This is a genomic window from Brevibacillus antibioticus, from assembly GCF_005217615.1.
In the GTDB taxonomy this organism is placed as follows: Bacteria; Bacillota; Bacilli; order Brevibacillales; family Brevibacillaceae; genus Brevibacillus; species Brevibacillus antibioticus.
Genome location: NZ_SZNK01000001.1, coordinates 1,126,527 through 1,148,542, shown reverse-complemented (window position 1 = coordinate 1,148,542; position 22,016 = coordinate 1,126,527). Strand labels below are relative to the sequence as shown.

Here is a 22,016-nt window from a genome sequence, read left to right as displayed (position 1 = left end):
CCTTATCAGCAATCAACGTGCATTATCCTACAGTTGTAGGTTTTTGCTCGTTTACTATTTCGTTAATTTCTTTCATCAGTTCTTCAAACAACTCGGTTTCTTTTACTTTCCGAACAATTTCACCATTACGGAAAATCAAGCCCTCGCCATTTCCGCCGGCCACACCTACATCCGCTTCACGAGCTTCACCAGGGCCATTAACCGCGCAGCCCATTACCGCTACTTTTAACGGTACTTTCAGCGTGGAAACAGCATCCTCGACTTTGGTTGCCAAGCCGATCAGGTCAATTGCGCATCGACCGCAAGATGGGCATGCAATCACCACTGGATCGTTATTCACGATATCCAAGCTGCGAAGGATTTGTTTCGCTACTTTAATTTCTTCAACAGGATCAGCCGTCAGGGATACGCGAATCGTGTCACCAATGCCCATCGACAATACCGTTCCGATTCCAACCGAAGACTTAATGCTGCCGGAGAACTGAGTACCTGCTTCTGTTACACCGACGTGCAGCGGATAGTTGCGTTTCTGTGCCATCAACGAATAGGTTTGGATCATTGTTGGAACATCGGAAGACTTCAAGGAAATGACAATGTTGTCGTAATTCAAGTCTTCGAGAATTTGCACGTGGTCCATCGCACTTTCTACGATTGCTTCAGGAGAAGGGTAACCGTATTTATCCAAAAGTCTTTTCTCGACAGAACCGGAGTTGACCCCGATACGGATCGGAACATTGCGCTCACGGCACGCTTCCACTACGCGTTGCGTTTTTTCTTTCGACCCAATGTTTCCTGGGTTGATCCGAATTTTATCAATCCCGCTCTCCAGTGCAATCAATGCCAGCTTGTGGTCGAAATGAATGTCGGCAACAAGCGGCAACGGGGAGCGTTCTTTAATTTTTTTGATGGCACGGGCTGCATCTTCATTGATGACGGCCAAGCGAACAATTTGGCAACCGACATCGTGCAGTCTCTGAATCTCGGCCAGAGTTTTTTCTACATCACGTGTGTCTGCTGTCGTCATCGATTGGATGACGACGCTTTTTTGGCCCCCGATTTGCACTCCACCTACAAAAACCGGTTTCGTCTCCTCGCGCTTGAACATTTTGCACCATCCTTTTACGTATGTCTGTTTATCTTTCTATCGTGTTAGTACGTGATTAGGAGAACAATCGTTGCAGATCATTCCAAGTCACTACCAAAATCAGCAACATCAAAAAGGCAAAGCCCAAGAAATGAACCATTCCTTCTTTATGCGGGTCAACAGGTCGACCGCGCAGCGCCTCTACTCCCAAGAAGGCGAGACGACCGCCATCCAAGGCTGGCAGTGGCAACAGATTGAACAACCCAAGGTTAATGCTCAATACAGCAGCCCATTTCAACAGAATCGCCATACCTTGTTGCGCAACCTCTCCCGTCATCTTGAAAATACCGACTGGACCACTCAAGTCCTTCAGTCCGTATTCACCCGTCACGAGCATTCCCAAGCTTTTCAGGATCATCATTGTAAACTCGTACGTGGAGGTTGCACCGTATTTGAGAACTTCTCCTGGGGCAAACGTGGTTGCATTAGTTACCATGATTTTGCCCACGTTGTTCTCGTCTTTCCCTACTTTCACAGGCACAGTCATACGCTGGCCATTGCGCTCGTACTCAACTGTTAATTGTTGGTCCGGCGCTTTGCTAATCTTCTCTATAACGTCTTTCCACGAGGATACAGGCTGACCTTGAATCGCAATCACCTTATCACCTGGCAATAATCCAGCAGCAGCAGCAGGTCCTCCCGGGATCACATTCCCCAGAATGCTACTATTCGGTACGCCGTACAAGAAGCCGATCACGATAAACAAAACAAACGCCAGCAAAAAGTTGGCTGCAGGTCCTGCAAAAATCGCCCAAAAACGTTGTGAAACTGTCTTGCCTTTGAACTGTCTGTTCAGAGGGGCAATCTGTACTTCTTGTCCATCCTTGACCAGGTGAGCCTGTGGATGAACAGCAAACGTCTTCTGCTCTCCATCCAGTTCAAGCACGATATTTAAATTTTGCTCCAGATCAAATTGTACCACCGTACCAGTAATCGCACGAGCAGAACCAGAACTTGGCCCATCGAGCAAAATATGTGTGACCTTTCCTAACGCATCCCGCTCCACGCTTACCTCCATGTGCGGTTTTAACATATCCATCTCCGGGTCTTCTCCCGCCATGCGAACGAGACCGCCGATGGGTAACAGGCGTAAGGTGTATTCCGTTTCTCCCCGCTTCACGCGAAAAATTTTTGGCCCCATTCCCAGTGCAAATTCACGACATAAGATCCCTGCCTTCTTCGCCAGAAGGAAGTGTCCTAGTTCGTGCACAAAGACAAGTACCCCAAATACAACGACAATCGCGAGAATTGATTCAACGGAATCCAGGTTGGGCAAAGGCAAGTGAACAGCCACCTTTCTGTCAAGTATCTAACACTCATAATCCTTAGATGGAGACGAGCGCATAAGAGCGTGCCCACTCATCAGCTGCAAAAATATCTGCAAGCTCTGGACTCGCTACACCAGGGTGAGCTTCGCACGTTTTTCGGACGACCTTTTCGATGTCCAAAAAACGGATCGCTCCCTTCAAGAACCTATCAACTGCGACTTCATTGGCTGCATTCAGTACTGCGGTATGTGTACCTCCTGCCATGCCGCACTCATACGCTAATTTTAACAAAGGATAACGCTCATAATCCATGGCTGCAAAATGAAGCGTGGCAATCTTGACTAAATCAAGTGGTTCCGTAGGCAGTTCTTTTCTGATGGGATAGCTCATGGCGTACTGAATCGGAACCTTCATATCCGGCGTACCGAGTTGGGCCATGACCGCTCTGTCTTTGTATTCTACCATAGAGTGAATGATACTTTCATAATGCAATACGCATTCGATTTGCTCATAAGGTAAATCGAACAGCCAATGAGCCTCGATCACTTCAAAACCTTTGTTCATCATGGTAGCAGAATCGATGGTAATTTTTGCACCCATGCTCCAATTCGGATGAGCCAATGCCTGCTCTACTGTCACTTGCTGTAGATCCTCACGAGAGAGATGACGGAAGGAACCTCCTGAAGCGGTCAAAATGACCCGCGCCACATCTTCCTTACGCTCCCCTTGCAGACATTGGTAGACAGCTGAATGCTCGCTGTCTACTGGAATAATCGATACGCCTTTTTCTTTCGCTCGTTTCATGACGATAGGGCCAGCGCTCACCAGTGTCTCTTTGTTGGCCAGTCCAATTGTTTTTCCCGCCTCAATCGCAGCGAGTGTAGGTGCGACCCCTACACTGCCGACGACAGCGGTCATAACGAAATTGGCAGCTTCATGACGGGCAACCAGTTCCAATCCTTCCGCCCCGTAAACGATTTCTGGTTGAGACTTACCCGCCAATCTATCTCGCAGTTCAACGGCAGCCTTCTCATTTCCCACAGAAACGAGCTCGGGCTTGAATTTTTCCACCTGGCGTGTCAATAGATCGACGTTTGTTCCAGCTGCCATAGCCACCACCGAAAAATCCTCAGGATGCTGGTCTACGACATCAAGCGTGCTCGTTCCAACTGACCCCGTTGAACCTAAGAGCGCTATTTTTTTCACGGATTTCACCCTCTATATCTCTTTCTATATGCAAAAGGTTTTAGACAATACCTAATAGATGTAGAACCGGAAAGACGAGCAAAAAACTATCAAAGCGATCCAAAACGCCCCCGTGACCCGGAATGAGTTGTCCTGAATCTTTTACATGGAAATGTCTCTTGAAAGCCGACTCAACCAAATCCCCCAATTGCCCGACGATCCCCGCAACAAGTGCGATGGTCAAAGCCTGATCAATTGCAAAATGTCCAAAGCTTGCATTGATGGAAAGAACAATCAAGACAGAAGCGACGAGACCTCCTAAGGCCCCTTCCACCGTCTTGTTTGGACTTATTTCTGGCCACAGTTTACGCTTACCTATTGCTTTTCCGACAAAATAGGCGCCCGAATCAGTCGACCAGATTCCCATTATGACCATGACCGTCAGCATGAATCCTTCTGGTAGGTTTCGGGTAGCGGCCATATAAGTAAAACCATAGCCTATGTATAACGCCCCCACCACCGTAAGGGCGACGTGTTCAATGTGAAACTGATTTTTCCGTAAAACGGAGTAAATCAACAAGAGCAGGATGACGGGCAGCATCAGATCCGGCATGCTGATACTGAGCCAATCCGAAAATAATAGAGACGGCCACAAAATGCTTAACATCAATACATATCCGAGCAATCCTGCCAAATAAAATGACTGAATGCCAGCCATTCTCATAAATTCAAAATAGCCAATGACAGCCAGTAAAAACACTAATAGTGAGTACCAAACGCCACCAGCATACATCAATAATAGAAAAGCAGCCCCGCCAATCAGGCCTGTTATTATACGTTGCTTCAACTGATTCCACCTCTCGGTTATACCGCCCCGTAGCGACGAGCTCGGCCTTGGTATTCCACGATTGCTTGATAAAAATGTTCACGGGTAAAATCAGGCCATAGCACGTCCGTAAACCATAATTCTGTATACGCTAATTGCCACAGCATAAAATTACTCAAGCGAATCTCTCCACTTGTACGAATCAAGAGGTCTGGATCGGGAATTTCGCTTGTATACAGGTAGCTCGATATTAATTCCTCAGTCAATTGCTCTGGTTGAAGCTCACCTGCTTTTACTTGTGCTGCCATTACTGAAAATGCTTTCGCGAGTTCATCTCGCCCACCGTAATTCAGAGCAAAATTCAATTGAAGACCGCTATTGTTCTTCGTTTTCTCTTCGGCTTCCAGCAATGCTTTCAGCGTATGAGAAGGCAGCTCGTTTTTACTGCCCAGCATGCGTATGCGGACACCACGTTCTATTAATTCATCCAATTCTGTCGACAAAAATTCCTGCGGAAGTTTCATGAGAAAATCCACTTCATCACGTGGACGCTTCCAGTTTTCGGTAGAGAATGCGTACATCGTCATATAACGCACGCCGATCTCGTCTGCAGCCTTGACTACTTCCTTTACTGCTTTCATTCCTGCACGGTGCCCGGCAACCCGGGGTAAACTGCGCTTGTTGGCCCAACGACCGTTGCCATCCATAATAATCGCGACATGTTCCGGAATCTTACCGGAACGATCCAACTCGGCTGGCTCCGATTGCTTTTCTTTGCGACCCCATTTGCGCACCAGATGTTCTAACATAAAGTGTTCCCCCGTAATGAGAGATATAGACGTACATCCCCCTCAATCGAGGGGGATTACCATTACCTATACTTCCAAAATGTCTTTCTCTTTGTCCTTAACAACCTTGTCAACTTCGGCGATGAATTTATCCGTCGATTTTTGTATCGTTTCTTGATGACGACGGGAATCGTCCTCAGAAATGGTAGCAGCTTTTTCCAGCTTTTTGATTTCATCGTTTGCATCACGACGGATGTTACGAATGGCTACCTTTGCTTCTTCTCCACCTTTTCCTGCCAGCTTCACGAGCTCTTTACGACGCTCTTCTGTGAGTGGAGGAATCATCAGGCGGATAATCACGCCATCGTTGGATGGAGAAATTCCCAAATCTGATTGTTGCAGCGCACGGTCAATTTCTTTGAGCGCCGTTTTATCCCAAGGCTGGATTGTCAGCATACGAGGTTCTGGTACGCTGATGTTTGCCAATTGGCTAATCGGCGTAGGAGTGCCGTAATAGTCTACTGTAACACGCTCCAGCATCGCTGGGTTCGCGCGACCTGCACGCAGGCTGGACAGGTCTCTTTTCAAAGCATTGATCGCTTTATTCATGCGATCTTCCATGTCTTTTAGCACAGTTTGTGGCATAATTATTCCCCTTTCACTAGAGTGCCGATTTTGTCGCCCATTACTGCCCGACGAATATTGCCTTCTTCAGAAATGTTAAAGACGATCAACGGAATACTGTTATCCATGCACAGGCTGGACGCTGTTGAATCCATGACACCCAAACCTTTATTCAGCACTTCCAGGAATGTCAACTGGTCGTACTTCTTCGCATCTGGGTCAAGACTTGGGTCTGCAGTGTACACACCGTCAACCTTGTTTTTCGCCATCAGGATTACTTCCGCTTCAATCTCAGCTGCACGCAGAGCAGCAGTCGTATCCGTTGAAAAGTAAGGGTTACCAGTACCGGCAGCGAAGATGACCACGCGCATTTTTTCCAAATGACGAATGGCACGACGGCGTATGTATGGTTCTGCTACCTGCCTCATCTCAATCGAGGTTTGAACACGAGTCGGGACGTTCACTTTTTCTAACCCATCCTGCAAGGCGAGTGAGTTCATAATTGTGGCCAGCATCCCCATGTAATCGGCTGTTGCCCGATCCATTCCTTTAGAGCTACCGGAAAGTCCGCGCCAGATGTTACCTCCTCCGACGACTACTGCGACTTGTACACCCAATTCTACGATTTCCTTGATTTGGTTAGCGACGGAGAAAATTACCTTTGGGTCAATCCCATACCCTAAGTCCCCCGCCAAAGCTTCCCCACTCAACTTTAACACAACCCGTTTATAGGCAGGAAGTGGCATGTGAAACGGCCTCCATTCATGAATCATTCTCTGTGCCCAGTCTTCATTCCTTCTAATTGGGAACAGGTACACACTGCTATTTACATGCAGAGAGTTTCACACAAAGTGAAACTCTCGCTTTGAAAATAGGGAACACAAAGGTGTTCCCTATAATCTTTATTATTGCTTATTAACTTGAGCCATTACTTCAGCTGCGAAGTCTTCTTGTTTCTTCTCGATACCTTCGCCTACTTGGAAGCGAGCGAATCCTTTCAAGGTAGCGCCCGCTTCTTTCAACAGAACAGCTACTTTCTTGTCAGTATCTTTTACGAATGGTTGCTCAACCAGTACGTATTCTTCGAAGAATTTGGAGAGGCGGCCTTCTACCATTTTCTCAACGATGTTAGCAGGTTTGCCTTCAGCCAGTGCTTGGTTTTTCAGAACTTCACGCTCACGCTCGATCTCATCAGCGGAAACTTCTTCACGGTTAGCAAAACGTGGGTTAGACGCTGCTGCGTGCATGCCCAGGTCGCGAGCCATTGTTTCGTCTTGTGTACCTTCCAAAGTAACCAGAACGCCGATACGACCACCCATGTGCAGGTAAGCACCGAAAACGCCGTTGTCTGTTTTCTCGGAGAGTGCGAAACGACGGAAGGAGATGTTTTCTCCGATAGTCGCGATTTTCTCGTTGATTACATGAGCCAAAGTCTCACCAGCACCTTTGAAAGGTTGCTCCAGAGCTTCTTCAACAGATGCAGGGCGTTGGGATACAACGTGCTCAGCGATGTCTTTTACGAGTGCTTGGAACTCAGGGTTTTTACCAACGAAGTCAGTTTCGCAGTTTACTTCTACAACTGCTGCAACGTTTCCAGCTACCGCTGTCGCAGTCAAACCTTCAGCTGCAATACGACCGGATTTTTTCGCTGCTTTCGCTACGCCGCGCTCACGGAGCAAGTCAATTGCTTTTTCCATGTCGCCTGCTGTTTCTTCCAGCGCGCGTTTACAATCCATCATACCTGCGCCTGTACGTTCGCGCAGTTCTTTAACCGCTTGTGCACTAATTGCCATTGAGTGAAACCTCCTCGAAAAGTTACGATCTATTATAATCGAAAAGCAAGTCACCTGTTAACCTCGGCGACGCTATTCAGCAAAAAAGGATGGACGGGGGTTCTGACACCCTCAGTCCACCCTTTAACACACATGCTTACGCAGTTGTTGTTGCTTGTTGCTCTGTACCTTGGTTTCCTTCCAGGAGAGCGTCTGCCATTTTAGCAGTGAGCAATTTCACAGCGCGAATTGCGTCATCGTTACCTGGGATCACATAATCGATTTCATCTGGATCGCAGTTAGTATCTACGATCGCAACGATTGGGATACCCAATTTACGAGCTTCTGCTACAGCGATGCGCTCTTTACGAGGATCGATGACAAACAGAGCGTCAGGCAGTTTATCCATGTGAGCGATACCGCCCAAGAATTTTTCCAGACGATCCATTTCTTTGCGCAGAACGATAACTTCTTTCTTAGGCAATACTGCGAAAGTACCATCGTTTTCCATACGCTTCAGCTCAGCCAAGCGAGCTGTACGTTTTTTGATGGTTGTGAAGTTTGTCAGAGTACCACCCAACCAACGTTGGTTGATGAAGTAGTGACCTGTGCGTTCTGCTTCTTCTTTAACGGATTCTTGTGCTTGTTTCTTCGTACCAACGAAGAGAATTTTTCCGCCGTCTTGAGCGAGATCACGTACGAAGTTGTACGCTTCCTCTACTTTTTTAACGGTTTTTTGCAGGTCGATAATGTAGATTCCGTTACGTTCGGTGAAGATATAGCGAGCCATTTTCGGGTTCCAACGACGAGTTTGGTGACCGAAGTGTACACCAGCCTCGAGCAATTGTTTCATCGAAATTACTGCCATATTTCACACCTCCTTCAAAAATGGTTTTTGTGATGCCTACCTCCGTCACACCGCATGTTCCAAGCAATTCTGCCATTAGGCAGCACCGTTGCCGGAATTGGTGGACGTGCGATTTCAACACCGTAAATGAATATATCATATGGGAGTTTCAATTGCAACAAACGAATTCCATTTATTTCGTAAAAAAAGTTTTGACCCTTTGGCAGACGACAAACATACATTTTTCGTTACATTGAAAAAACCGCCTATTTTTTAGGCGGCGTTGTTATCAATTTGACGATGTCTGCTTCCTTAGACGCAGTCGACACTTCATAGGTACCGACTCGAATACGATTTAGCTTGTCGCTCGCACGTAGCTGGGCCACAAATTGATTCTCGGCAGGAAGGACTCCTTCCTTTACGAGAATCTGCGCTACATCCTCTGCAGTTGCTTTGTAAGGAACAGTGAAAGATACCTTCTTATCTACTACAGGTGCTTCCACTGTCGGAGCTTTAGGTGCCACCGTATTGGGTGACGTTGGTGTCTGCGTATTCGGTACGGTTGAAGTAGGCTGAACGTCCTTACTCCCTGGATTTGTTGGCGGTATCACCTTTTGTTCCGCTGAAGCTGCAGGTGTCGTAGGCTGTACAGTTGGCGTCTGCGGTTGCTTTGACACAGGCGCCACTGTTTGACCTACCTTTGGCGAAACTGGCGCCTTAGGCACGCTAGGAGCTGGCTGTACATTCACTTTTTTTTCTTCCTGCCACTGCTTGTATTCTTCTGCTGTAAGTACGACCATTTCCAGTTCTTGTGCAGCTACTTTCATTTGATCTACTGTCAAGGCTGGTGCTTGCGCAGTCTGCTTGGGCGCTAACAGTCCGATAATGGAGGTAGCCACAATCAGTCCTGCTCCAAATCCAAATAATAGCTCTTGTTTACGCATCGGCAAGACCTCGCTCATGCCTATCAGCCAAGGAAAAGATCAAATCGATTTCCCCTCTGCCGGCACCGAGTCGTTTTGCGATCTCATCCCGAGACAAACCTTCTTTACTCAGCTCAAAGGCACGGCGATACCGTTCTCGCAGTACGAGCATATCCGCCTCTTGGACTTTAGGCGCTGGTTCTATCCTATTCGTATCCTTTGGAGCTTCTTGCTTTTGACTTGCACTCTTTTCCCATTGTTCTTCCATATTGTCTAATCGCTTGCGCAAACTATCGATATCCTCGAGAAGGTCCGCTCTCATTTCTTGCCATTCAGCAGCAAGAAGATTGGTTTCTTGCTTGACCTGTTTCTGAAGACGCTGCACGCTCTTTTCGAGCTCGTCCTTGTCCGTCGTGCGTTGTGTCGGTAATGAGGAAAAGGAGTCAACAGGCTGCTTCTTTTTAATGATAAAAGCAAGAAGCATGCTGATCATTCCTGCTCCAATCAGGATGGGATACACTACGTCCATGTTGTCCACCTTTATTTCTGGCTTAACTTCGTTTATAAAGAAATATCTATAATACGTCCACGCAATGGATCTCTCATGAGATCAGCATTCGTAGATACACCTTCGCTCGATTCGGACAATTGGCTCCCAGTGGCTTCTTTTTTGTCCTGATGTTCTTGCTGTCCTTGTTTTTTTTCTCGTTCGCGTATTTGGTTCTTTTGTGATTGCTCAAGATCGTTCGGGCGCTGGCGCATATGTTCATCCAGGTCTCTTCGCTGATCAATCATTGATTGTTGTTCATGCATGGTTCGTTGTTGCTGATGCTCCTGAATTCGGCTGACTTCTAGCGTGCGTGGTATTGCCACCTGCAATTCAACCGCTTTCAAACTCATATGGCCCCAACTCCCTTTGTCACACTATGTATGTAAGCAGCCTAGATTAGATAAGAGTTGCTGTGCTAATTTCACCATCCAGCACAATAAATCGCGTTCTCGCATACTCGTGCTTGATAAAGTGCACCAGTTTTCCAAACGTCATTTTGATTCCTGGATACATCACATGATATGCCTCAATAGCTGCTGGGCCTTCCCCTTTCAGCTCGAGTTCAATATCATTTCTGCGTGCTTCCAATTCCTTGCTTTCTTTTTCCAGAACCAAACGAGTATTGGTTAGCTTGATTTGCATGAGACGCTTGTCTGCTGGAAGTTCTTTGCTGACTTGGAGGATCTGATTCATAACGCCAAGACCTTGATCTGTTTTGCGTAAATTTTCATACACATTTTGTAGTTCTTTTTGAATGTTTGCCAACTCTTGTCTTAATTCCGGTTTTACTCCTACTTCGAGTATCGTAGGAGTGGCGCTGCTGTTCCCAAATACTCGTGCAGAAATCTTTTCCCCAGCCTGCAGCACACCGCCTATAATGAAGCCTTTTGACCCTTTGCAAATGATTTGCTTTCCGGCTCGTATGGTTGAGAACAAGATGCTTTGTGAAACAATCACTTGATTGCCAGCCGTCACATTAGCGTTTTGGATAAAGGATGTCCGGACATCTTTCCCCGCAACAATGCAGCCTTTGTCCTGGGCAACAATCCCGCTTTTGATCTCAATGGAGCCTTCCGCGTACAACTCGGCCCCTTCTACACTGCCAAGTACGCGTATATCTCCTGATGACTTTACGCGAAAGCCATTCAATACGTTCCCGCGAATGACCACCGTTCCCACAAAATCAATATTGCCAACACCAAAATCAACATCCCCGTTTACTTCAAATACGGGAAATACGTTCATTTTTGCCTGTTCCGTAAAGGAGACTTGTCCGTCAATAGCGGCGTAAAGCATCGTCCGCTCTTGATTGAGCACAACATTTTTCCCAGGCTTCATGTTTATTTCCTTGCCGGCTTTGGGAGCGATGGGCTCTCCGGTAACTGCTGTACCTGGTTGTCCCTGGCTTGCTGATATTTTACGAGCCAAGAGTTGTCCTTTTGCTACATTAGGGATTGTCGTCACATTATAAAAATCAACTCGGCCATCCTCTAGCTCTTTTGGACCTTCCCCTTCATTAATAGTTGCCAAATAGGGGTACTCGATCGTCCCATCGGTTCCGGCCTCTGGTGCAATCCCTTGAGCAACCTTTACTCTCGCGTTCGCATACTTCGCGGGTAAGGTGCACAAGTCCCGAACTACATCATCGAGAATTCCATACTTCACATTGCTTGCTTGTAATGCTTTGTATACATCTGTTTCCAAGACGACAATTTCGTCGATATCTTGTTCGTCCATGCGTAGAAGTAGTTCGGCCTCCAATTTATCAGCTGAAATTCTTACTTCTAATTTATATTTCCCGATCCCTTCCATCATTCTACCCCTCTCAAGCTTGGGTAATGTCCCCTTACAGCAATTGCGATTTCCATCTGGACAACGCAGAACGCAGTCGGAAAAGAGCTTTGGAGTGCAACTGGGATATTCTTGAAGGTGACAAGCTCATGATTTCCGCAATTTCTGATAAGGTCATTTCTTCAAAATAAAACAAGGAGACAACCAGTCGTTCCTTTTCAGGCAATTTGTCGATGACAGTTACTAGAACCTCTTTTAAGCTGGATACTTCCGCCACATTTTCAGGGCGAGGTGTGAGCTCGTCGATGATATACGAATGTCTTGCTGTTTTTTGTTCGTCTTCATCCCCTACTGCCTCATCGATAGAAACCATGCTGGCAAGGGAGGTTTCCAAGAAAACCTGTTGAAGCTCCTTTTTGCTTATTCCCAGATAATCAGACACTTCTTGATCGGTTGGCATTCGCAGCATTTGCTGTTCCAAGTTGGTGTATGCTTCTTCGATTTTTTTGGCCTTGTCTCGAACAGTACGAGGGATCCAGTCGTTCTCGCGTAGTCCATCGATCATCGCACCACGAATCCGCCACATAGCGTACGTCTCAAATTGGAGACCCCGTGTATGATCGAATTTAGCCAAAGCGTCCAATAGTCCAAAGCGCCCATAACTAATCAAGTCATCCTTGTCCACATTTGCTGGCAGATTAATCGCCAACCGATTTGCCACCTTATCTACCAGTGGCAAAAACCGCGTGACCAAGTCAACCTCCGCCTCGCGACTTCCCTCTTGCTTCCACATGACCCATTTATCGAACTCTTTTGCTTTTTCTTGACTGGTTAGCCGTGCCACGAATAGTCACCAACCTTTACTCATCTGATAAGCGCCTAACGACCTCTGCAACGGTGGCTGGATCCTCAGTTGGATGAATCCTTTCCATCTTGTTGGTTGAGAGTGGTGCAAATGTTTGATCTTCCTGTTCGACTTGTTGTCCAATTTCCAGAACAACCCCATCTTCTGCTAGAGGAGAGCTTGTCCCCTCTAGCGTGTCCGTAACGATTGGCGGAGTAGATGACTGTATGAACGTTGCGAGCAGCCAACGAATTGGAAATGCAGCGAGGAAGAATAGGACAAATGCAATACCTGCTCTCTCCAGCGATACGAGCCAGACATTACTCGCCACAGCCGTACCCAGCGTTACAAGAAATGCGAGCATCCCTAATCCAAAATTAATCCAAATGGTTCCTAACATTTGTTATACTTCCTTCACACCTTGATTTACGGTCCTGATTTGAAGAATGCCGGTTGTGGCATCTAACTCTATTGTCCGACCGCAGTTTCCCCCTGTATCTTCTGCCACGATCTTTATATGAGCATCCTTCAATGCAAGTTTGCACGCCTCTACATTCCGAGGCCCAATCCGCATGGTGTCATTATTCCCTAGAAACGCGAACATTTGTGCTCCACCGGCCAATTTCGCAACAGTGTGCCTGGTCTCCGCACCAGCCTTCACCATCAACTGGATCAGGTGGGGGATTGCCGTATCCGCATATTTGCCTATCGTTAACTCCCCGCTTTTAGCCAAAGACGATTCAGGGAGCATAACATGTGCCATACCTGCAATTTTATGGATATGATCATAGAGCACTACGCCAACGCAAGAACCTAAACCTGTAGTACGCAGCTTACTCGGCGGCTTTGCCACACCAAGATCAGCCATCCCTATCTTAATAATCTCCATCGAACGGAACCCCTAATGAACGAAATAGTATTGGGAGCGATTCAGGATCAGGAATTAAGAAAAAGTTCCCTTTTACTTGATCATTGCCTTCGAAAAAAGCGGTGTCAATCGTGAGGGCAAAGTCACCCGCTTGACCCAACGCTATTAATCCGTAACTTAGAATAGCTCCAGCCATATCCACAGCGAGTGCAGGTACAGACGGCTGTAAATTTAATTTTGTAAAATCAGCTAACGATGATAAATAAGAACCTGTTAAGATGTTGCCAATCTCATGCAGCGCCGAGATCTCCAGCTCTTCCCACTCGTACACATCTTTATCAATTCCTGTAATTTGTTCGAGCAAGTGCTTGGCAGAATCCAAATCAAGGATGAAAAACATGTTACCTGGACAATCGCCTTCAACCCGGAGGAAGACGGTCACTACTACAGTTTCCGCTCCTCCTACACAATCTGCCACTTCGTCGAAGGAGATGATCTTGACTTGTGGAACTTTCATATCGATTTCTTTTTGTATGAGCTTGGAGAGAGCCGTGGCAGCGTGACCAGCACCGATGTTCCCGATTTCCCGTAAAACGTCAAATTGGAAATCCCCAAACTTCGTAAAATCGCCCATTTTACTTACCCCTCAATTGCGTCCAACTGCTTGATTTCCTCAGTGCTCAATACTTTATCGAGGTTTAAGAGGATTAGCAGTCGTTTATCCAGCTTGGCGACGCCTCGCAAATAAGCAGCTTCCACTCCTCCAACAACCTCTGGAGGCGGTTCAATCGCATCAACTGGTATATCGATAACATCGTTAGCAGCATCTACAATGAGGCCCACTTCCAATTCACCTACGGCCACGATAATGATTCGAGTCGCTTCGGAATAGACGCTTTCTTCGAGACTGAAACGATTGCGCAGGTCAATAATCGGTGTCACAACGCCACGCAGATTAATTACCCCTTTGACGAAACTAGGCGTTCGTGGAACTCTTGTGATGTGCTCCAGCTTTTCAATGGATTTGACTTGATGAACCTCTACGCCATACTCTTCGTCCTTCAATCGAAAGACAATCACTTTGACTTCGCTAATGACTTCTTTTTGATCGAGCATGTGGCTGCCCCTCCTTCTACTTAATCAGCGAGTTACAATCTATGATGAGCGCGACCTGACCGTCTCCCAGGATCGTTGCACCTGAAATGGCAAATACATTGACCAGATATTTGCCGAGAGATTTTAGAACAATCTCTTGTTGACCGATGAACGAATCAACGACAAGGCCTGCCATTTTCTCACCTTTACGCACGATGACGACTGCCACTTCATCTTCCATCGTTTCCCCGTTATTAGGCACTTGGAAAATATCCTGCAGCGAAACGAGCGGAACTACACGTCCCCGGAAGTCGATTACTTTTTGGCGGTGAGCCATCATGATTTGATCTTTTTTAAATACCGCCGTCTCAATGATGGAGCTAAGTGGGACAGCGTACTTTTCATCTTTCACTTGTACCAGCATCGCGGAAATGATAGAGAGCGTAAGCGGCAATTGAATGAGGAAAGTCGTGCCCTGACCGCGCACAGAATCTACGCCGACACTGCCACCCAACGATTCAATTTTGGACTTAACAACATCCAGTCCAACACCACGACCGGAAATATCAGATACAACCTCCGCTGTACTAAAGCCTGCTGCAAATAGCAACTCGTGGATTTGCTTGTCGCTCATGGTATCTGCAGTAGCAGGATTGACAATCCCTCTCTCAAGCGCTTTTTTGAGAACTTTATCTTTATTGATTCCAGCACCGTCATCTTTTACTTCAATAAATACATGATTCCCACTGTGGAAAGCGCGAAGCTCGATTTTTCCTTCCTCTGGTTTACCCGCCTTTTTCCGATCTGCTGGAGACTCAATTCCGTGGTCAAGCGAGTTACGCAGCAAGTGATTGAGTGGGTCCCCGATTTCGTCGATGACGGTACGATCCAATTCTGTCTCCGCACCGATAATCTCCAGATTCACTTTTTTATTCAGATCTTTTTGTAGATCACGAATCATACGTGGGAAACGATTGAATACTTGCTCCACAGGAACCATGCGCATGGTTAGAATGATGTTTTGCAAATCGCCACTAATCCGGCTCATGTGCTCCACAGTTTCCTGCAGTTCATTCTTTCCAATCTCCCGTGCCAACTGCTCCAGACGACCACGGTCAATGACCAATTCGCTAAACAGATTCATCAAGATATCCAAGCGTTCGATATCGACACGAATTGTTTTTCCACCAGCCGCAGGCTTCTTCACTGGTACTTGAGTAGCTTCTGCTGCTCCTTTTTCAGCTGGTGCTGGTGCTTGTTTCACTACGGGAGCAGGTGGTGCTTCACTCTTCAATTGAATCGTTTCGATTGTCACATCTTGGATTTCCGAAATGTTAAGAATCGTAGAACGTACTTTTTCAATCGATTGCTCCGTCACATAGGCGATTTCAAACGATTGTTCAAAACGCTCATTCTCGATATCTTCAACAGCTGGCTTCGTTTTGATCACTTCACCCATGGACTCCAATTGATCAAAAACCATGTAAGAGCGGGCAGCCTTGAGCACGCAGTTTTCATTCAATGTCACTTTGATCCACAAAACGTTGTTACCGAGCTCCTGAGACTGCTTCAAGACCATCATGGCATAATCATCCAGCTCATGATCTTCAGCAGGTGTACTTTCCTCTTCTGGTGCTTCCACTTCCATCGTAGCAGCTGCTACTTCCTGCTCGGCTGAAAAGTCTCCCGCAACAATCGCCCGCAGCTTCTTTACAATAGCGGATACATCCGCTGAACCGTCTCCGCCTTCTGTGATATCGATTACCATGCCTTCAATCAAATCTACGCTATGAAAAATAGCGTCCATGATATCACTGGTAATCGTTAACTTCTGATTGCGAATTAGGTCTAGTACATTTTCCGCTTCGTGAGTCAAACTTGCCATGTCTTCAAAGCCCATCGTTGCGGACATACCCTTCAATGTATGAGCGGAACGAAAAATCTCTTTGACGTGGCCAATATTACCCGGATCACTTTCCAAGAGTAACAAGTTGGCGTTGATTGCCTGTAGGTGTTCCTTTGACTCCTCAATAAACATGTCCAAATACTGATTCATATCCATAGGTGATCCACCTCCCAAAAATCAGTGCAAGAGCCTGCACAACAGCTCTGGAATCTTTTCTAATGGGGCCACGTTGTCTGCCAAGCCTGCTTGAATCGCTGCTCGTGGCATTCCATATACGACACAACTCGACTCATCTTCGATAATACTTGTAACACGGCCAAGCTCCTTCATGAGCTTTAGTCCTTTAGTCCCATCATTTCCCATGCCTGTCATGATGATTGCCCATTTGTCTACATTTGTCAATTGACTGACTGATTCAAACAGGATATCGACAGACGGTCTGTGTCCACCTCGTGGCTCCTCTTGATGTAAATAGGCCTGCAGTCTCCCATTCACTTGACGAACTTCGAAATGGAAGCCTCCCGGAGCGATGTACGCTGTACCATTTTCCAAATACTCTCCATCGACAACCTCGGTTACTCGAATTTGGCATAATGAGTCTAGTCGATTTGCCAACGATTTTGTAAAACCTGCTGGCATATGCTGAACGATGGCAATTGGAGCCGGAAAATTCGCCGGAATTGCAGTTAGTACACTCTGCAATGCTTTAGGACCACCCGTGGAAGTACCTAGAACCACCAGTCTTGCCTTTCCGCCTACTTGTGACCGTATCACGGCAGGCGGGCTCGGTATTTTCGTACGTATTACTGGAGATGCCGGTGGAACAGGTGTAGCTTTTGACTCGAAAGATACCGGTTTGGCTACGCGTGGCATCTGCTTTTTCAAACGTACTTTCGATGCTGCTGCAGCCTTTACCCGCTCGATAAGACGATCGCCCACTTTGTGGATGTCGAGAGAAATTGGACCAGAAGGCTTCGTTACAAAGTCGAACGCACCTAGTTCCAACGCATGAATCGTAGCTTCGGCCCCTTCCTTTGTCAGGCTGCTCAACATGACGATCGGAACCGGGTGCTCATTCATCAGCTTTTCCAGAGCGTCCAAACCGTTCATGACCGGCATTTCAATGTCGAGTGTGAGAACATCCGGGGCCAGTTTTTTACATTTTTCAATACATTCGAGTCCATTCTTGGCTCGATCGATCACTTCAATCTCAGAATCAGTAGATAAAATGTCCGAAATTACTTTACGCATGAATGCAGAATCGTCCGTGACGAGAACGCGGATTTTGCTCATTCGAAAGTCGCTCCCTTCCTACTTTTATGTCTCATCGTATGAAGTGCCTCAACCTCGCAAGAAAACCTTTGAGACCACTGACAGAAGCATCGGAAGTAACCGGACGATCCAAATACCGCTCTACCAGATTTCGTATGCTTCTCGTGGCTTGCGATTGTGGATATGTAAGTAGAAAAGGACGCTGCAATTTAACAGCTTTTGAAACACAAGGATCATCCGAAACATATCCAAGCGACTGAATATCCATATTCAAAAAACGTTTGGAAACCATCGCAAGCTTGTCCGCTGTCATTTTCCCTTCTCTCTCCGATGATGCTCGGTTTATCACCAATCGAATGGAAACAGCGGGATTACGTGCGTGTAGCATCTTGATGACTGCATACGCATCCGTTATCGCTGGTGGTTCGGGTGTGGTAACAAGGATGACCTCGTCTGAGGAGAGCATGAATCGCATGGATTCTTTTGAAAAACCTGCTCCCGTATCAAAAATAATGGTGTCCGCATATCCCTGCAATGGGTCCAGATGTGAGAATAAGCGATCAAGCTTCTCATCATCTAACTGCATGATCTGCGTAAATCCAGAACCACCCGCGATGAATTCTAAGCCTCCTGGTCCGTGCTCGATAATGTCCCAAACAGTCGTATCTGGCTCTAACAAATGAAACAGATGCTTTTTTGGGGTAATTCCCATTAACACATCCAGATTTGCAAGACCCAGATCCAAGTCAAACAAAACCGCCTTATGACCCTTCTCAATCAAACCAAGTCCAAAATTCAAGCTGAAATTGGACTTGCCGACACCACCTTTTCCACTCGTCACTGTTACCAGTCTAGTTGGTTGTGTCTTCTTGTTTTGTAGCATCCTCTCACGGAGTTGCTCTGCTTGGTCACGCATCTGTTTACTCTCCCATAATCATCGTTGAAACCAGCTCGGGTGTAGCTACAACGATATCATCTGGTACATTTTGACCTGTCGTTACATAGGAGAGCTGTAGATTCATCTCCTGACAAACATTCAACATCGTGCCAAAGCTGTTCGTTTCATCCGCTTTTGTAAAAATGACTTGCTTCACTTGAACTTCCGCAAAATTTTGGACGATCGCTTTCATATCATTGAATTTGGAGCTCAAGCTAAGTACTAGGTAGTTCACGCTGTCTTTTCCATGCTCCAACAATTCGCGAATGCCTTCGACGTACTCATCGTTGCGAAAATTTCGTCCAGCTGTATCTACAAAAATGAGGTCACAATCACTTAAGCGCTCCATCGCTGCCGCCATTTCTTTTGGAGAAAAGACAACCTCCAGCGGGACATTCAAGATGTTTGCGTACGTCTTCAATTGTTCTACAGCCGCCATTCGATACGTATCAGCCGTGATAAAACCGATTTTTCGCTTTTCCTTCAACATGCTGTTCGCCGCAAGCTTCGCAATGGTCGTTGTTTTTCCAACCCCTGTCGGGCCGAAAAAGAAAGCATACCGTACGTTCCTACCCAGCTTTGGCGAAGATGCTGTATATGGCTCGATCATGGAAGTGATGATTGTTCGGCAAACGGTAAACGCTTCTTCCTCCGCCCACTTTTCACCCGGTTGCGACTTTTCCATCACTTTTCGAATGATTTCCGCTGTTAGCTCTTCCGTCACTTCTTGCTTCAATAACTTTGCACGAATAGACTGTACCGCCGGAGGAAGTTGTTCACTTAAGTCATGCACCAACAGCTTTTGAAACATTTGACGCATATCTCTCATTTCAGTAGCAATCGCGTCATGATTGCTTGCGGGTAAAGCTCTTTCTTCGGATGTCATGACAGGAGCTTGCTGCTCAGCTGGCTCTCCTTGCTTTTGCACAGCTCTCGTATCTGAGATCTCTTCTTTTGGAGGCGTCGCAACCGCGACTTGTGTCATCGCGGCTACGACCTGCTCTCTACTTGTTGATTCAGTTTGTTGAGTCACTGATGTTTTTGTTACAGTCGGTCTTCGATACGCTTGAGCAGCCGTGTATGTACCCGTCTGCGATTTGGGCAAAACGTTGTTGGTTCGATGTTCAGCTGCTACTGTGGGATTTTCTCGCTCGGATGCCTTTTCATCGACAGCAGCGATTACTTCGATTCGTTGTTTGCCAAACATCCCGAACAATCCACCTGATTTGATCGGCTTGGAATTAAGAATCACTGCATCCATTCCTAAGTCCGTCCTGATTTTTTCCATTGCTTCTGGCATCGAATCGACAATGTAACGTTTTACCCTCACGAAATGTTCACCATCCCTACGCTTTGCACTTCAACATGTGGTTCGAGCTCGCTGTACGACAAAACGGGAACGTCTGGCATCATGCGATCTACTAATTGACGCAAGTACATTCGGACCGCTGGTGATGAAATAATGATCGGCTGTTGACCCGAGTTGATCATTTTGCTCACTTCAGTCGACATGTTTTGGAAAATTCGCTGAGACGTTTCCGGATCCATCGCCAGATAGCTTCCTTGCTCAGACTGTTCCACACGTTCAGAGATTGCTTTTTCCAATCCTGCTCCAGCTGTAAGCACGCGAAGTGGTTGCCCTGGCTCCGTAAATTGGAGTGTGATCTGTCTCGCTATCGCCTGTCTCACATATTCTGTCAGTACATCTGGATCTTTTGTATACAAGGCATGATCCGCAAGTGCTTCGAGGATGACGTTGAGATTTCGAACAGACACTTTTTCACGCAACAGCTTTTGCAATACTTTTTGTACGTCCCCAATGGCGAGCATACTTGGAATCAGCTCGTCTACGAGAACTGGTGCTGTCTCCCGTACATTGTCGATTAGAGCCCTTGTTTCCTGGCGACCTAACAATTCGTGGGCATGTCGCTTGATAACCTCTGTCAGGTGGGTAGCCACAACAGATGGCGGATCGACAACTGTATAGCCAGACAGCTCAGCAATCTCCTTATTCTCTTCTGTTACCCATAATGCAGGCAATCCAAACGCAGGTTCTACGGTTTCTATACCAACAATGGAATCATCTTCGATCCCCGGGCTCATCGCCAGATAGTGATCCAGCATAATTTCGCCTTTTGCGACCTGGTTGCCTTTTATTTTAATCATATATTCATTCGGTCGAAGCTGGATGTTGTCACGTATACGAATGACCGGTACAACGATCCCCATCTCGAGTGCGATTTGTCTTCGAATCATAATGACCCGATCTAACAAATCTCCTCCCTGCTTCACATCGGCAAGCGGAATTAAGCCATAACCGAACTCGAATTCGATCGGATCGACCTGTAACAGGTTCACGACACTTTCTGGACTACGTACTTCTTCCAATTGCTGCTCTTCCACCTGGTCGGCGGATTCTTGGATTTGCATCTTTTGGTTCTTCTCCATTTTCCAAGCAGCAAATCCCATTATCCCGCATACCGGAAGTACAGGCAGAATTCCAATCGGTGTAAAGATCCCCAGCAATAACATGCATCCGGCTACGATATAGAGAAGACGCGGAAAGCTGAACATTTGCTTAACGATGTCTTCACCCAGGCCTTCACCAGAAGTGGAACGCGTTACAATAATACCCGCTGCAGTCGAGATTAAGAGCGCTGGAATCTGGCTCACCAGTGCGTCACCGACAGACATGGTAGTGAATCGAGAGGCAGATTCTGCAAAGCTCATATCGTGAATGAGCATCCCGATGATAAAACCACCGATAATATTTACAATAAAAATGATAATACCCGCGATGGCGTCCCCTTTTACGAATTTGCTGGCACCATCCATTGCTCCATAAAAGTCAGCTTCGTTCTCAATCTTTTTTCTTCGGACACGTGCATCTGCTTCTGTGATCATTCCTGCATTCAGATCGGCGTCGATACTCATCTGTTTACCAGGCATCGCGTCGAGCGTAAAACGTGCTGCTACCTCAGCTACACGCTCAGAACCTTTCGTGATTACGATAAACTGAATGATGATCAAGATCAGAAACACGACGAAACCGACGACTTGATTACCACCGACTACAAAGCTACCAAACGTTTCAATAACTTTACCGCCTTCACCGTGCGATAGAATATTTCTCGTCGTCGACACGTTCAAGGCTAGTCGAAAAAGTGTTGTAATAAGCAAAACCGTCGGAAAGATCGAGAATTCCAAAGTTTCTTTTGTATACATCGACACAAGCAAGATGGTCAATGCAAGGGAGATATTCAAAATCAACAGCAAATCAAGAAGCGCTGAAGGAAGTGGGATTACCATCATGACAACAATGCTTATGACAAAAAGGATCGTACCAACTTCTTTAAATTTGAATCCCACTGGTTAT

23 protein-coding genes are annotated in these 22,016 nt (G+C 46.6%); all 23 read right to left on the bottom strand.

The features are described 5' to 3' along the window. Positions 1 to 22 precede the first annotated feature (22 nt). A complete protein-coding gene (gene ispG, locus E8L90_RS05795) occupies positions 23 to 1,105 on the bottom strand; it encodes a flavodoxin-dependent (E)-4-hydroxy-3-methylbut-2-enyl-diphosphate synthase (RefSeq protein ID WP_015891719.1) in 1,083 nt (360 codons plus the stop codon). A 55-nt stretch (positions 1,106 to 1,160) separates the two neighbouring features. After that, positions 1,161 to 2,426 carry an RIP metalloprotease RseP gene (gene rseP, locus E8L90_RS05790; RefSeq protein WP_137028386.1) on the bottom strand — a complete coding sequence of 422 codons (1,266 nt, stop codon included), beginning with the start codon at positions 2,424 to 2,426 and terminating at the stop codon, positions 1,161 to 1,163. Between the two features lie 43 nt (positions 2,427 to 2,469). After that, entirely contained in the window at positions 2,470 to 3,618 is a 1,149-nt protein-coding gene (locus E8L90_RS05785; RefSeq protein WP_137028385.1) for a 1-deoxy-D-xylulose-5-phosphate reductoisomerase, read from the bottom strand. Positions 3,619 to 3,658: 40 nt separating this feature from the next. Continuing rightward, on the bottom strand, positions 3,659 to 4,444 hold the full coding sequence (locus E8L90_RS05780; RefSeq protein WP_137028384.1) for a phosphatidate cytidylyltransferase: 786 nt from the start codon (positions 4,442 to 4,444) through the stop codon (positions 3,659 to 3,661). Positions 4,445 to 4,461: 17 nt separating this feature from the next. Then, a complete protein-coding gene (locus tag E8L90_RS05775; RefSeq protein ID WP_137028383.1) occupies positions 4,462 to 5,232 on the bottom strand; it encodes an isoprenyl transferase in 771 nt (256 codons plus the stop codon). A 66-nt stretch (positions 5,233 to 5,298) separates the two neighbouring features. After that, positions 5,299 to 5,856 (bottom strand): ribosome recycling factor, encoded by a 558-nt coding sequence (frr, locus tag E8L90_RS05770; protein WP_137028382.1) that lies wholly within the window; start codon positions 5,854 to 5,856, stop codon positions 5,299 to 5,301. A gap of 2 nt (positions 5,857 to 5,858) precedes the next feature. Next, positions 5,859 to 6,581 (bottom strand): UMP kinase, encoded by a 723-nt coding sequence (gene pyrH, locus E8L90_RS05765; RefSeq protein WP_137033282.1) that lies wholly within the window; start codon positions 6,579 to 6,581, stop codon positions 5,859 to 5,861. Between the two features lie 159 nt (positions 6,582 to 6,740). Continuing rightward, the gene (gene tsf, locus E8L90_RS05760; protein ID WP_137028381.1) at positions 6,741 to 7,628 is read right to left on the bottom strand and encodes a translation elongation factor Ts; all 888 of its coding nucleotides are present in this window, start codon (positions 7,626 to 7,628) and stop codon (positions 6,741 to 6,743) included. 136 nt (positions 7,629 to 7,764) lie between these two features. After that, on the bottom strand, positions 7,765 to 8,475 hold the full coding sequence (rpsB, locus tag E8L90_RS05755; protein ID WP_088908088.1) for a 30S ribosomal protein S2: 711 nt from the start codon (positions 8,473 to 8,475) through the stop codon (positions 7,765 to 7,767). 245 nt (positions 8,476 to 8,720) lie between these two features. After that, positions 8,721 to 9,416, bottom strand: a complete 696-nt coding sequence (locus E8L90_RS05750; protein WP_137028380.1) for a DNA polymerase III subunit gamma/tau — start codon at positions 9,414 to 9,416, stop codon at positions 8,721 to 8,723. Then, positions 9,391 to 9,915 carry a DUF6115 domain-containing protein gene (locus E8L90_RS05745; RefSeq protein ID WP_137028379.1) on the bottom strand — a complete coding sequence of 175 codons (525 nt, stop codon included), beginning with the start codon at positions 9,913 to 9,915 and terminating at the stop codon, positions 9,391 to 9,393. The genes E8L90_RS05750 and E8L90_RS05745 overlap by 26 nt, the downstream gene beginning before the upstream one ends. 23 nt (positions 9,916 to 9,938) lie before the next feature. Next, positions 9,939 to 10,277 carry a hypothetical protein gene (locus tag E8L90_RS05740; RefSeq protein WP_137028378.1) on the bottom strand — a complete coding sequence of 113 codons (339 nt, stop codon included), beginning with the start codon at positions 10,275 to 10,277 and terminating at the stop codon, positions 9,939 to 9,941. Positions 10,278 to 10,323: 46 nt separating this feature from the next. After that, complete coding sequence (locus E8L90_RS05735; RefSeq protein WP_137028377.1) at positions 10,324 to 11,742, bottom strand: DUF342 domain-containing protein; 1,419 nt, start codon at positions 11,740 to 11,742, stop codon at positions 10,324 to 10,326. Positions 11,743 to 11,773: 31 nt separating this feature from the next. After that, positions 11,774 to 12,562 carry a FliA/WhiG family RNA polymerase sigma factor gene (locus tag E8L90_RS05730; RefSeq protein ID WP_137028376.1) on the bottom strand — a complete coding sequence of 263 codons (789 nt, stop codon included), beginning with the start codon at positions 12,560 to 12,562 and terminating at the stop codon, positions 11,774 to 11,776. A 16-nt stretch (positions 12,563 to 12,578) separates the two neighbouring features. Next, positions 12,579 to 12,962: a hypothetical protein gene (locus E8L90_RS05725; RefSeq protein WP_137028375.1), complete on the bottom strand. Its 384-nt coding sequence runs from the start codon at positions 12,960 to 12,962 to the stop codon at positions 12,579 to 12,581. Between the two features lie 3 nt (positions 12,963 to 12,965). Next, positions 12,966 to 13,451 carry a chemotaxis protein CheD gene (locus tag E8L90_RS05720; protein ID WP_137028374.1) on the bottom strand — a complete coding sequence of 162 codons (486 nt, stop codon included), beginning with the start codon at positions 13,449 to 13,451 and terminating at the stop codon, positions 12,966 to 12,968. Next, positions 13,438 to 14,064, bottom strand: coding sequence for a chemotaxis protein CheC (locus tag E8L90_RS05715; RefSeq protein WP_137028373.1), 627 nt, complete (start codon positions 14,062 to 14,064; stop codon positions 13,438 to 13,440). The genes E8L90_RS05720 and E8L90_RS05715 overlap by 14 nt, the downstream gene beginning before the upstream one ends. A gap of 5 nt (positions 14,065 to 14,069) precedes the next feature. Further along, complete coding sequence (locus E8L90_RS05710) at positions 14,070 to 14,546, bottom strand: chemotaxis protein CheW (RefSeq protein WP_007719278.1); 477 nt, start codon at positions 14,544 to 14,546, stop codon at positions 14,070 to 14,072. Positions 14,547 to 14,562: 16 nt separating this feature from the next. Continuing rightward, positions 14,563 to 16,587, bottom strand: a complete 2,025-nt coding sequence (locus E8L90_RS05705; RefSeq protein WP_137028372.1) for a chemotaxis protein CheA — start codon at positions 16,585 to 16,587, stop codon at positions 14,563 to 14,565. 21 nt (positions 16,588 to 16,608) lie between these two features. Next, positions 16,609 to 17,724, bottom strand: coding sequence for a protein-glutamate methylesterase/protein-glutamine glutaminase (locus E8L90_RS05700; protein ID WP_137028371.1), 1,116 nt, complete (start codon positions 17,722 to 17,724; stop codon positions 16,609 to 16,611). A 31-nt stretch (positions 17,725 to 17,755) separates the two neighbouring features. Next, positions 17,756 to 18,619: a MinD/ParA family protein gene (locus E8L90_RS05695; protein ID WP_137028370.1), complete on the bottom strand. Its 864-nt coding sequence runs from the start codon at positions 18,617 to 18,619 to the stop codon at positions 17,756 to 17,758. 4 nt (positions 18,620 to 18,623) lie between these two features. Then, positions 18,624 to 19,970, bottom strand: coding sequence for a flagellar biosynthesis GTPase FlhF (gene flhF, locus E8L90_RS05690; protein ID WP_137028369.1), 1,347 nt, complete (start codon positions 19,968 to 19,970; stop codon positions 18,624 to 18,626). Further along, positions 19,967 to 22,009, bottom strand: coding sequence for a flagellar biosynthesis protein FlhA (gene flhA, locus E8L90_RS05685; RefSeq protein WP_137028368.1), 2,043 nt, complete (start codon positions 22,007 to 22,009; stop codon positions 19,967 to 19,969). The genes flhF and flhA overlap by 4 nt, the downstream gene beginning before the upstream one ends. Positions 22,010 to 22,016: the final 7 nt, after the last annotated feature.